The 12,130-nt window shown below is 72.1% G+C and carries 7 protein-coding genes; 3 read left to right on the forward strand and 4 right to left on the reverse strand.

The window, feature by feature from the left end:
* On the reverse strand, positions 1 to 4,935 hold the full coding sequence (locus tag NPS70_RS08050) for an NAD-glutamate dehydrogenase (protein WP_256523369.1): 4,935 nt from the start codon (positions 4,933 to 4,935) through the stop codon (positions 1 to 3).
* 397 nt (positions 4,936 to 5,332) lie between these two features.
* Between NPS70_RS08050 and NPS70_RS08055 the strand changes: the two genes are divergently transcribed.
* On the forward strand, positions 5,333 to 5,899 hold the full coding sequence (locus NPS70_RS08055; RefSeq protein WP_256523370.1) for a DJ-1/PfpI family protein: 567 nt from the start codon (positions 5,333 to 5,335) through the stop codon (positions 5,897 to 5,899).
* Positions 5,900 to 5,984: 85 nt separating this feature from the next.
* Here the strand turns inward: NPS70_RS08055 and NPS70_RS08060 are convergent, their stop codons facing one another.
* Positions 5,985 to 6,656 (reverse strand): HAD family hydrolase, encoded by a 672-nt coding sequence (locus tag NPS70_RS08060; protein ID WP_256523371.1) that lies wholly within the window; start codon positions 6,654 to 6,656, stop codon positions 5,985 to 5,987.
* 79 nt (positions 6,657 to 6,735) lie between these two features.
* Positions 6,736 to 7,242 carry a hypothetical protein gene (locus NPS70_RS08065; RefSeq protein ID WP_256523372.1) on the reverse strand — a complete coding sequence of 169 codons (507 nt, stop codon included), beginning with the start codon at positions 7,240 to 7,242 and terminating at the stop codon, positions 6,736 to 6,738.
* A gap of 282 nt (positions 7,243 to 7,524) precedes the next feature.
* On the opposite strand from NPS70_RS08065, the gene NPS70_RS08070 reads away from it, so the two are divergent.
* On the forward strand, positions 7,525 to 7,950 hold the full coding sequence (locus tag NPS70_RS08070; protein WP_256523373.1) for an Rv3235 family protein: 426 nt from the start codon (positions 7,525 to 7,527) through the stop codon (positions 7,948 to 7,950).
* 513 nt (positions 7,951 to 8,463) lie between these two features.
* Here NPS70_RS08070 and secA read toward each other — a convergent pair.
* Positions 8,464 to 11,277 (reverse strand): preprotein translocase subunit SecA, encoded by a 2,814-nt coding sequence (secA, locus tag NPS70_RS08075; protein ID WP_256523374.1) that lies wholly within the window; start codon positions 11,275 to 11,277, stop codon positions 8,464 to 8,466.
* Positions 11,278 to 11,518: 241 nt separating this feature from the next.
* On the opposite strand from secA, the gene NPS70_RS08080 reads away from it, so the two are divergent.
* Positions 11,519 to 12,127: a GNAT family N-acetyltransferase gene (locus NPS70_RS08080; protein ID WP_256523375.1), complete on the forward strand. Its 609-nt coding sequence runs from the start codon at positions 11,519 to 11,521 to the stop codon at positions 12,125 to 12,127.
* Positions 12,128 to 12,130 lie beyond the last annotated feature (3 nt).

Consider the following 12,130-nt stretch of genomic DNA (forward strand, 5'->3'; position numbering starts at 1 on the left):
TCAGCTGTGCGCGCGCAGAAGCTGGCGCATCGTCCGCATCGCCACCGACAGGTTCGCCAGGTCGAAGGCGTCCGACCCGTGGATCTCGTCCAGCGTGGTGCGGGCCCGGCCCAGCAGGGCAGCGTTCTTCTCCTCCCAGGCCCGGAAGCGCTCCTCCGGCGTCGCCGAACCCTCGCCGACCGAGAGCACGTCCGCCGTGAGGGCCGCGTGGGCGGCGTAGAGGTCCTCGCGGATCGAGGCCCGGGCCATCGACTGCCAGCGGTCGGCCCTCGGCAGCTCGATGATCCGGTCCATCAGCTGGGTGATGGACAGCCGGTCCGCGAGGTCGTAGTACACCTCCGCGACCGCCAGCGGGTCCTGCCCGGTGCGGTCCGCGATCGCGACGATGTCCAGCGCCGGGAAGGCCGAGGAGAAGCCCGCGACGCGCTGCGCCAGCTCCTCGGGGACGCCGGCCGCCGTGAGCTCGTCCAGGATGCCCCGGTACCACTCGGCGTCCGCGCCGCGCAGCATCTTCGGCAGCGAGTCCCAGACCTCCGCCACCCGCTCGGCGAAGAAGTCCACCGTCTCCGCGAGCTGGAGCGGCTGCGGCCGGTTGCCGAGCAGCCAGCGGGTGCCGCGCTCGACCAGCCGCCGGGAGTGGAGCCGGACCCGGGTCTGGACGTCGGCGGCCACCTGGTTGTCCAGGGCCTCCACGGCGTCCCAGACCGCACTGAGGCCGAAGATGCCCCGGGCGGCGGTCTGCGCGCGCACGATCTCCTCGACCGACGCCCCGGTCTCCTCGCGGAGCCGGTGCAGGAAGGTGGAGCCGCCGGTGTTCACCGTGTCGTTGACGAGCACCGTGGTCACGATCTCCCGGCGCAGCGCGTGGGAGTCGATCGCCCCGGCGAAACGCTCCCGCAGCGGCTGCGGGAAGTAGGCGTGCAGCAGGCGGCGCAGGTAGGGGTCGTCCGGCAGGGTGGTGCCGATCAGCTCCTCGGCCACCGTGATCTTGGTGTAGGCGAGCAGGACGGCCAGTTCGGGCTGGCTGAGGCCGCGCCCGGTGTTCAGCAGCTCGCGGATCTGCCGGTCGGCCGGGAGGAACTCCAGCGCCCGGTCCAGGTGCCCGTCCCGTCCGAGGCGGCGCATGAAGCGCTGGTGCGCGTGCAGCAGCGACGGCGACTGCGCGACCCCGTTGGCCAGGGCCGTGTTCTGGGCGTAGTTGTTGCGCAGCACCAGGGCGCCGACCTCGTCGGTCATCTGCGCCAGCAGGGCGTTGCGCTGCTTGACGGTCATGTCGCCCTCGGCGACCAGGCCGTTGAGCAGGATCTTGATGTTGACCTCGTGGTCGGAGGTGTCCACACCGGCGCTGTTGTCGATGGCGTCGGTGTTGATCCTGCCGCCCTTGCGGTCGAACTCGATCCGGCCGAGCTGGGTGCAGCCGAGGTTGCCGCCCTCGCCCACGACCCGGACCCGCAGGTCCTCGCCGTTGACGCGGATCGCGTCGTTGGCCTTGTCTCCGACGTCGGGGTTCGACTCGGAGACGGCCTTGACGTAGGTGCCGATGCCGCCGTTCCACAGCAGGTCGACCGGCGCCTTCAGGATCGCCTGCATCAGCTCGGCCGGGGTCGCCTTGGTGACCTCGGGGTCGATGCCCAGCGCGGCGCGCATCGGCGCGGTGACCGGGATCGACTTGGCGCTGCGCGGGTGGATGCCGCCGCCCGCGGAGAGCAGCTCGGTGTCGTAGTCGGCCCAGGAGGAGCGCGGCAGCTCGAACAGGCGGCGGCGCTCCGCGTAGGAGGTGGCCGCGTCGGGCGTCGGGTCGATGAAGATGTGCCGGTGGTCGAAGGCGGCCACCAGCCGGATGTGCTCGCTGAGCAGCATCCCGTTGCCGAAGACGTCACCGGACATGTCGCCGACGCCGACGACCGTGAAGTCCTCGGTCTGGGTGTCGTGGCCGAGCTCCCGGAAGTGGCGCTTGACCGACTCCCAGGCGCCGCGCGCCGTGATGCCCATGCCCTTGTGGTCGTAGCCCGCGGAACCGCCGGAGGCGAAGGCGTCGCCCAGCCAGAAGTCGTAGGAGACGGCCACCTCGTTGGCGATGTCGGAGAAGGACGCCGTGCCCTTGTCCGCGGCGACCACCAGGTAGGTGTCGTCCTCGTCGTGCCGGACCACCCGGGACGGGGGCACGACCTCGCCCGCGACCATGTTGTCCGTGATGTCGAGCAGCGCGGAGATGAAGACGCGGTAGCAGGCGATGCCCTCGGCGAGCCAGGCGTCGCGGTCCACCGAGGGGTCGGGGAGCTGCTTGGCGACGAAGCCGCCCTTCGCGCCGACCGGCACGATCACGGTGTTCTTCACCATCTGGGCCTTGACCAGGCCGAGGATCTCGGTGCGGAAGTCCTCCCGCCGGTCGGACCAGCGCAGCCCGCCGCGCGCGACCTTGCCGAAGCGCAGGTGGACGCCCTCGACCCTGGGCGAGTAGACCCAGATCTCGAACGCCGGGCGGGGCGCGGGCAGGTCGGGGATGGCCTGCGGGTCGAACTTCATGGACACGTAGGCGTGGTTGGCGCCGTCGCCGGTCTTCTGGAAGAAGTTGGTCCGCAGCGTCGCCTTGATCACCGTGAGGAAGGAGCGCAGGATGCGGTCCTCGTCGAGGGAGGCGACCTGGTCGAGGGCGCCGTCCAGCTCCTCCAGCAGGCCGTCGATCAGCTCGGTACCGGCCCGCTGCCGGTCCGGCGACATCCGCGCCTCGAAGAGGGAGACCAGCAGCCGGGTGGTGTGGACGTTGGTGCGGAGGGTGTCCTCCATGTAGTCCTGGCTGAAGGTGGAACCGGCCTGCCGCAGGTACTTGGCGTAGGCGCGCAGCACCATGGCCTCGCGCCAGTCCAGGCCCGCGCCGAGCACCAGGGCATTGAAGCCGTCGTTCTCCGCCTCGCCGGTCCACACCGCGGCGAAGGCGTCCTGGAATCGCTCGCGGGCGTCGTCGGCGAGGTAGTCGCCGGCTCCGCCCGGCAGCGGCATCCGCAGGCCGAAGTCGTAGATCCAGGCGTGGGTGCCGTCGGCGCAGCGCAGCTCGTAGGGACGCTCGTCGACGACCTCGCTGCCGAGCCGCTGGAGCACCGGGAGCACGGCGGAGAGGGACACCTGGTCCCCGGTCCGGTAGATCTTGAAGCGGCGCTCGCCGGGACCGGCGCCGACCGGCTCGTACAGCGAGAGCTGGAAGTCGCGGTCGGAGTGGGTCAGCTGCTCCAGGCGCACCAGGTCGGCGACGGCGGAGCGGGGCGAGTGGTCGGCCTTGTAGCCCTCGGGGAAGGCGTGGGCGTAGCGGCGCAGCAGCTCGGCCGCGCGCTCCTCGCCGAACTCGGCGTTGAGCGCCTCGCCGAAGCCGTCCGCCCAGGAGCGGGCCGCCTCGACGAGCCGCGCCTCGATGTGCTCGGTGTCGGCGTCGGTGAGGTCGGGCAGCTCGGTGCCGGCGGGCACGCGGACCACGAAGTGGATCCGGGAGAGGATCGATTCGGTGTTCCAGGCGGTGAAGTCGACGCTGATGCCGCCGAGCTCCTCCTTCAGGATGTCGATCAGGCGCAGCCGCACGCCGGTGGTGTAGCGGTCGCGGGGAAGGTAGACGAGCGCGGAGTAGTAGCGCCCGTACTCGTCCTGGCGCAGGTAGAGCCGGAGCCGGCGGCGCTCCTGGAGGTAGAGCACGCTGGTGACGATCGCCCGGAGCTGGTCGACCGGCGTCTGGAACAGCTCGTCGCGCGGGTAGGTCTCCAGGATCTGGAGCAGGTCGCGGCCGTCGTGGCTGTTGGGCGAGAAGCCGGCGCCCTGGAGCACCTCGGCGACCTTGCGGCGGATCACGGGGACCCGGCGCACGGACTCGGTGTACGCGGCGGAGGAGAAGAGCCCGAGGAAGCGGCGCTCCCCGATCACGTTGCCTTCGGTGTCGAACTTCTTGACGCCGATGTAGTCCAGGTAGCTCGGCCGGTGCACGGTGGCGCGGCTGTTGGCCTTGGTGAGCACGAGCAGCTTGTGCTCACGGGCCTTGGCGCGGGCGTCGGCGGGCAGCCGGCTGAACGAGGGGCTGACCGGGTGGTCCTCGTCGTCGGTGTGCTGCGGGTCGGAGCGCAGGATGCCGAGACCCGTGCCGGGGACGGCGGCGAGCGCGTCGCTGTCGGTCAGCTCGTACTCGCGGTAGCCGAGGAAGGTGAAGTGGTCGGCGGCGAGCCAGCGCAGCAGCTCGCGGGCCTCCTCCACCTCCTGGTCGCGCAGGTCGCCGGCGGTGGGCTCGTCGGGGAGGCCGTCGGCGATCCGCAGGGCGGCGTCGCGCATCTTCTCCCAGTCCTCGACGGCCTCGCGGACGTCGGAGAGCACCCGCAGCAGGTCGGCGGTGATCTGCTTCAGGTCGGCGCGATCGGTCTCGCGGTCGATCTCGACGTGGATCCAGGACTCGACGAGGGCGTCGTGCGGCAGCTTCGTCAGCCCGGCGCCCTCGGGGAGCACCTCGACGAGCCGGCCGGTCACGTCGCGGCGGACGACGACCTGCGGGTGGATCACCACGTGGATGCCGCGGGCCTGGCGGGAGAGCTCGTTGGTGACCGAGTCGACCAGGAAGGGCATGTCGTCGGTGACCACCTCGACCACGGAGTGGCTGCACGTCCAGCCGTTCTCCTCGACGGTCGGGGTGTGCACCCGGACGTTGGCCGTGCCCTGGGGGCGGTTCTCGGCCAGGCGGTAGTGGGAGAGCGCCGCGCCGAAGACGTCGACCGGGTCGCGGTCCGTGAGGTCCTCGGGAGCGGTGTGCAGGTAGTAGCGCTGGAGATACGAGAGCAGGGTGTCCCGGTCGGGACGCTCCCCCTGCTCGGCCACGGTCGGGAGGTTCCCCCCGACCGGGCTGTGCTCAGCGACCCGGGCCGCCCGTGCGAGCAGCTCGGCCTTGGCTTCGTCCAGCTTGGTCTGCATGTCCTCTGGCTCCTGTCGCGCGCCGTTGCGTGACGTAGGTGAAAGATGCTGCGGTGCGACGCCGCGACACGGGGTGCCCGGTCGTTGCGGATGCCGTACCGCGAGATGGGATGCCCGGGCCGCGGGGCGCCACGTGAGGCGGGCGGGCCGGACGGCGGAGACGATCAGGCATCGCCCGGAGGCGGTGGCTCTCCGGGCGCTGTCCCCCGGCGGTGGCCGGGCGGAGCCCGGTGGGGGCTTCGCTGCCCCCCGGGCATATCGCGCTGATCACGCCCCCAGGCTATCGCCCTTGCCCCCCGGAACGTCATGAGCCGTATGTGTACAAAACCTGGGCCCGAAGTTTGACAGTCTGGACAGCGACACAGGCCCTCATGGCAACCAACCACCGGGAGCAGCCATGACCACGAAGATCCTTATCGTCACCGGGGACGCCGCGGAGTCCCTGGAGGTGCTCTACCCCTACCAGCGGCTGGTCGAGGAGGGGTACGAGGTCCACATCGCCGCCCCGTCCCGCAAGCAGCTCCGCTTCGTCGTCCACGACTTCGAGCCGGGCTTCGACACCTACACCGAGAAGCCCGGTTACACCTGGCCCGCCGACCTGGCGTTCTCCGAGGTCGACGCCGGGGACTACGCGGCGGTGGTCATCCCCGGCGGGCGCGCCCCGGAGTACCTGCGCAACGACGGGGAGCTGCGCAAGATCCTCAAGGCGTTCTTCGACGCCGACAAGCCGGTGGCCCAGATCTGCCACGGGCCGCTGCTGACCGCGGCGGTCGGCGGCCTGGAAGGCCGCCGGGTGACCGCCTACCCCGCACTGGAGCTGGACATGCAGGCGGCGGGCGCCACCTTCCAGGACACCGAGGCCGTGGTGGACGGCACCCTGGTGTCCTCGCGGGCCTGGCCGGACCACTCGGCGTGGATGCGCGCCTTCCTGGGGATCCTGCGGGAGAAGGCCCCGGTCACCTGAGCACGGCCGGGCGGGGCGCGTCCGGCGGTGGGGGCTCCGGGCGCTCCCGGACACGGCCCGGGCGGGCTCCCGCGGCGGGCGCCCGTCAGGAGGCCAGTGCCAGCGCCTCGGCGACCGCCTCCGCCAGGGTGTCGACCACGGGCACCCCCGCGGTCCGCAGGCTCGCCCTGCTGTGTGAGCCGCCGGTGTAGAGCACCGCCCGTGCGCCGACATGGGCCGCGGCGATCGCGTCGTCGACCGCGTCGCCGATCACCACGGTGCGCCGGGGGGACACGCCCTCCAGGGCCCCGAGATGGCGCTCCATGTGCGCCGCCTTGGACCCGCCGGAGGGGCCCCGGCGCCCTTCGACCCGGACGAACCGGCTCTCGATCCCGTACCCCCGCACGACCGGGACCAGATCATCGTGGCCGTACATGCTCAACAGGGACTGGCTGCGGCCCGCCTCCTGCCACGCGCCCAGCAGCTGCTCCACGCCCTCGGTCAGCCCGCAGCCGGGCCGCCGGTCGGTGTAGTGCCGGTGGAAGGCGGCGTCCATGACCTGCCACTCGGCCTCGGTCGGCAGGCGCCCCATGAGCCGCTCGTAGAAGCGGGGCACGGGGACGCAGTACAGCTCGCGGTAGCGCTCCAGGGTGATCGGCGCGAGGCCGATCTCCTCGAAGGCGGCGTTGGTCGCCCCGATGACCGCGGTGATGTCGTCGAGCAGTGTGCCGTTCCAGTCCCACACCAGGTGGGCGACCGGGTTCCCCGTGTTCTCCATCCGCTACACGGTACCGGGAGCCTCCGACGGCGCCCGGGGCGCGGGCCGGGGCGGCGGGCGCCCGGCGGGGTGCGGGCCGTCAGCCGACGAGGCCCGGGATCTCCTGGACGCCGAACCACAGCAGCTCGTGGTCCTCGGCCCCGTCGACGGTGAACTGCGCGTCGTCGTCCCCGTGGTCGGCCGCGCCGAGCGCGTCCACGGCGGCGGAGACGTCGTCGACCGCCTCGCGGGCGTCGACGTGGACCGCGGCGGCCTTGGCCATCGGGACGGCGGCGGCGATCCGCACCTCGCCGAGGGCCGCCGCCTGGAGGGCCTGGTCCGGGTCGGCCACGGCCTCCCGGTCGGGGACGTCGACGGCGACGACGACCCGCCGCCGCGGAGCGTCGGGCGCACCGGCCAGCAGACGCAGGGAGGCGGCCGCGGCGCGGTTCAGCGCCGCGTACTCCAGCTCCTCGATGTCGTCCGAGACGTACCACTCGCGCAGCCCCGGGGTGACGGCGTACGCGGCCAGCGGGCCGGGTCCCAGCTCACCCGCCCGGTACGCCTCGGCGAGACCGGGGATGGTCAGGGGGACGTAGACGCGCATGGCTGGCCGCTTTCGTAGTCGGGGACGCGCCCCCAGGATACGTGCGGCGTCCCCGATCGAAGGGCCTCTCCCGGGGGCTGCCCCGTCCACCCCGGCCCCCGTGCGGGCGCCCTGCGCCCGGGCCCCTGGCGGCCGCTCTCACCCTGATAGGTGAAATCGGCCCCCAGGGCGGGCGGAGGCGGGGGGCGTTGCGGCGCCCTGCCCGACGCCGTACAAGTTCCCCGTCGAAGCTACTCCCCGGTATGGATACCGGGACGGACCAGCGCATCGGGGGCGATCCGCATGGACAGGACGCACAGGACACGGCCGGCAGGGCGGTACGACCAGCGCCGGCCCGCCGCGGCAGCGGCGGCGGCGCTCACCCGCGCCCGCGGCAGGCAGCGCAAACCGCACTACTGGTTCGCCGACCGCCTGCTGGCGGTGCTGAGCGGCCGCCGCCCGGTGCACTGGATGCTGGGGCACACCGTCGGGGAGGCGTACGAGCAGCTGGTCCGCCTGGCCCCGGGAGCCCCGCTGTGCCCCGAGGACCGGGTGACCCCGGTCGTCCGGCACTGCGGCGAGTTCCATCCGGGGCCCGGGGTGATCGAGGCCTTCGCCCGGATCGGGTGGGGCGAGCGGGTCACGGCCATGGCCTTCCGCCTGGAGCAGGGGGAGGACCTGCGCTGGCGCTGCGCCGCCGTCGAACTCGGCGGTGAGCGCACCCGGTGAGCAGGGCGGGAGGTGGTCCGGTGCGGGGGGGCCGGGAGGTGGTCCGGTGCGGGGGCCGGGCGGGGGGCCGGTGCGAGCCCTTGCACGACCGTTTCGGGCCGGCCCCGGAACGGGCGCGGCAGCGGGGACCGGGGCCCTCGCCCGGGGCCTCCGTACGGCCTCAGGGGACGTACCGGGCGGTCCCACCGGCGGGCCCACCCACCGCGGGCGCCCGGCCCGGCGGGGCGGGGCCGGGCGGATCGGGCCGAAGGCAGGCGGTGCGGGCACCCGGAGCCCCGCACCCCTGTCCCGGGGCCGCGCGGCCCCGGGGCACGGCGGCCGCCTTCGGCGCCTGTACGGCCGCCGGAGCGCCGCGGACGGGCGCCCGGCCCGGAGGCACCCGGGCACCGGTGTGCGGGCCGCCGGTGCCCGCCCACCGGCCGAGGAGGGCCGGGGCAGGGGCGCGGGGGAACGGCGTCGGGGCCGCACACCGGGAGGGTGTGCGGCCCCGACGGACGGGCCCGGGCTCCGGGGCTACTTCTTGCGGCGGCGGCCGCCGCCCTTCGCGGCCTTGCGGCGCTCGGCACGGGTCATGCCGCCCGAGGACGCGGGCGCCGAGCCGTCACCGGCGAAGTCGCCCTCGACGACGCCGCCCTCACCGTCCACCGTCGGGGCGGAGAAGTGCAGGCGGTCGGGGCGCTGCGGGGCGTCCAGCCCCTTGGCGCGGATCTCGGGGCGCGCCCCGGCCGGAACCGCGTCCTTCTTGGCGAGCGAGGGCTTCTCGGCCTGCTCCTCGACGGGGACCTCCTCGACCTGCTGCTCGACCTGGACCTCCAGGTTGAACAGGTAGCCGACGGACTCCTCCTTGATGCCCTCCATCATCGCGGTGAACATGTCGAAGCCCTCGCGCTGGTACTCGACCAGCGGGTCCTTCTGCGCCATGGCGCGCAGGCCGATGCCCTCCTGGAGGTAGTCCATCTCGTAGAGGTGCTCACGCCACTTGCGGTCCAGGACGGACAGCACGACCCGGCGCTCCAGCTCGCGCATGATCTCGGAGCCGAGCTGCTTCTCGCGCTCCGCGTACTGCTCGTGGACGTCCTCCTTGATCCTCTCGGCGATGAACTCGGCCGTGATCCCGGCACGGTCGCCGACCTCGTCCTCCAGCTCCTCGACGGTGACCTTCACCGGGTAGAGCTGCTTGAAGGCGCCCCACAGCCGGTCGAGGTCCCACTCCTCGGCGAAGCCCTCGACGGTCTCCGCCTGGATGTAGGCGTCGATGGTGTCGTCCATGAAGTTTCCGACGTGCTCGTGGAGGTCCTCGCCCTCCAGGACCCGGCGGCGCTCGCCGTAGATGACCTCGCGCTGGCGGTTGAGCACCTCGTCGTACTTCAGGACGTTCTTGCGCGTCTCGAAGTTCTGCTGCTCGACCTGGGACTGCGCGGAGGCGATCGCGCGCGTCACCATCTTGTTCTCGATCGGGACGTCGTCCGGGACGTTCGCCATGGCCATGACCCGCTCGACCATCTGGGCCTTGAACAGGCGCATCAGGTCGTCGCCGAGGGAGAGGTAGAAGCGGGACTCGCCCGGGTCGCCCTGACGGCCGCTGCGGCCGCGCAGCTGGTTGTCGATACGGCGCGACTCGTGGCGCTCGGTGCCGAGGACGTACAGGCCGCCGAGGTCCTTGACCTCGTCGTGCTCCGCCTTCACCGCGGACTCGGCGCGCTCCAGGGCCGCCGGGAGGGCCGCGGCCCACTCCTCGACATGGTCGACCGGGTCCAGCCCGCGCTGGCGCAGCTCGGCCTCCGCCAGGTCGTCCGGGTTGCCGCCGAGCTTGATGTCGGTGCCTCGGCCGGCCATGTTCGTCGCGACGGTGACCGCGCCGCGGCGACCGGCCTGGGCGACGATCGAGGCCTCGCGCTCGTGGTTCTTCGCGTTGAGGACCTCGTGCTGGATACCGCGCTTGCTGAGCTGCTGCGAGAGGTACTCGGACTTCTCCACGGAGGTCGTGCCGACGAGGATCGGCTGGCCCTTCTCGTGCTTCTCGGCGATGTCGTCGACGACGGCGGCGAACTTCGCGATCTCGGTGCGGTAGATCAGGTCCGACTGGTCCATGCGGACCATCGGCTTGTTCGTCGGGATCGGGACGACGCCGAGCTTGTAGATCTGGTGGAACTCGGCCGCCTCGGTCATCGCCGTACCGGTCATGCCGGAGAGCTTGTCGTAGAGGCGGAAGAAGTTCTGGAGGGTGATCGTGGCGAGCGTCTGGTTCTCGTCCTTGATCGGCACCCCCTCCTTGGCCTCGATCGCCTGGTGCATGCCCTCGTTGTAGCGGCGGCCCGCGAGGATACGGCCCGTGTGCTCGTCGACGATCATGACCTCGCCGTCCATGACGACGTAGTCCTTGTCGTTCTTGAACAGCTCCTTCGCCTTGATGGCGTTGTTGAGGTAGCCGACGAGAGGCGTGTTGACGGACTCGTAGAGGTTGTCGATGCCGAGCCAGTCCTCGACCTTGGCGACACCCGACTCGTGGATGGCCACGGTCCGCTTCTTCTCGTCGACCTCGTAGTCGCCGGTCTCCTCGATGCCCTTGAGCGGGTTGCCCGCCTCGCCCTTGGTGAGGCGGGTCACCAGCTTGGCGAAGTCGCCGTACCACTTGGTGGCCTGGTCGGCGGGGCCGGAGATGATCAGCGGCGTGCGGGCCTCGTCGACGAGGATGGAGTCGACCTCGTCGACGCAGGCGAAGTTGTGGCCGCGCTGGACGAGCTCGTCCTTGGACCACGCCATGTTGTCGCGCAGGTAGTCGAAACCGAACTCGTTGTTCGTGCCGTAGGTGATGTCGCAGTTGTACTGCTCACGGCGCTGCGCGGGGGTCATGTTGGCGAGGATGCAGCCGACCTCCAGGCCCAGGAAGCGGTGCACCCGGCCCATGAGCTCGGAGTCGCGCTCGGCGAGGTAGTCGTTGACGGTGATCAGGTGGACGCCCTTGCCGGAGAGTGCGTTCAGGTAGGCCGGCAGCGTGCCGACGAGCGTCTTGCCCTCGCCGGTCTTCATCTCGGCGACGTAGCCGAGGTGCAGCGCGGCGCCGCCCATGATCTGCACGTCGTAGTGGCGCTGGCCGAGGACGCGCTTGGCCCCCTCGCGGACGGTCGCGAAGGCCTCGGGCATCAGGTCGTCGAGGCTCTCGCCGTCGGCGTAGCGCTGCTTGTACTCCTCCGTGAGGGCGCGCAACTCGGCGTCGGAGAGGTCGACGAAATCCTCTTCGATGGAGTTGACCTGGTCCGCGATGCGGTGCAGTTTGCGCAGGATCTTGCCTTCGCCTGCACGCATGAGCTTGTTGAAGACGGACACTGAGGCTGGTCTCCTTGCCGGTCGGGCCTGGCACTGGGTCGGTGTTGGACACTAGGCGCGGGCACGGCAGGTGGGCCCCACCGCACCGGCCATCGTAAGCGAGGACCCCGCCGCGCCGGGAGGTCCCGTGCCACGGGGGCCGGGCTGTCCGCCACCAGGTGAACGCTCGGGGGCCTCGGAAGGTGCCGGGAACGCGCGAAACTGCTCGCGTCCCCGGCCGCGGCTGAACCACAATCCCCGCATGGAGCCGATCACCCTCACCACCGAGCGACTCGTCCTGCGGCCCTTCACGGCCGAGGACACCCGGGCCGTCCACCAGGCGTGCCAGGACCCGGACATCCAGCGGTGGACGACGGTTCCCTCGCCGTACGAATGGCACCACGCCGCGGAGTTCACCGAGCAGGTCGTGCCCGACGGCTGGCGCAACGGCACCATGTGCACCTTCGCCGTGCTGCCGCGCGAGGGCGGCGAGGTGGCGGCGTCCGTCGCGGTCACCCTGCGCACCTTCTCGGGCACCTGGGAGGTCGGCTACTGGACGGCCGAGGAGCACCGCGGGCGGGGCGTCATGACGGAGGCGGTGGGCGCGGTGGCCCACTGGGCGTTCGTCCGCCTCGGCGCCACCCGGCTGGAGTGGCGCGCGGAGGTCGGCAACCGGGGCTCCCGGGCCGTGGCGGAGAAGGCGGGCTTCCGCATGGAGGGCGTGCTGCGGGCCGCCCTGGTGAACAAGGACACCCTGCGGGACGCGTGGGTGGGCTCGCTGCTCCCCTCCGACCTCGGGCTGGCCGGGACGCGCTCCTACCTGCCCGCGGCCGGGGAGGACGGCCGGGGCCCTGTCAGTGCCGCGCTCTAGGGT

Origin of the sequence: Streptomyces sp. C10-9-1, from assembly GCF_024497955.1 — a bacterium.
Classification (GTDB): domain Bacteria; phylum Actinomycetota; class Actinomycetes; order Streptomycetales; family Streptomycetaceae; genus Streptomyces; species Streptomyces sanyensis.

What these genes read in the sequence shown, in the direction of transcription:
- NPS70_RS08050 (WP_256523369.1), bottom strand. Translation starts at nt 4,935, where the DNA reads ATGCAGACCAAGCTGGACGAAGCCAAGGCCGAGCTGCTCGCACGGGCG.
- NPS70_RS08055 (WP_256523370.1), top strand. Translation starts at nt 5,333, where the DNA reads ATGACCACGAAGATCCTTATCGTCACCGGGGACGCCGCGGAGTCCCTG.
- NPS70_RS08060 (WP_256523371.1), bottom strand. Translation starts at nt 6,656, where the DNA reads ATGGAGAACACGGGGAACCCGGTCGCCCACCTGGTGTGGGACTGGAAC.
- NPS70_RS08065 (WP_256523372.1), bottom strand. Translation starts at nt 7,242, where the DNA reads ATGCGCGTCTACGTCCCCCTGACCATCCCCGGTCTCGCCGAGGCGTAC.
- NPS70_RS08070 (WP_256523373.1), top strand. Translation starts at nt 7,525, where the DNA reads ATGGACAGGACGCACAGGACACGGCCGGCAGGGCGGTACGACCAGCGC.
- NPS70_RS08080 (WP_256523375.1), top strand. Translation starts at nt 11,519, where the DNA reads ATGGAGCCGATCACCCTCACCACCGAGCGACTCGTCCTGCGGCCCTTC.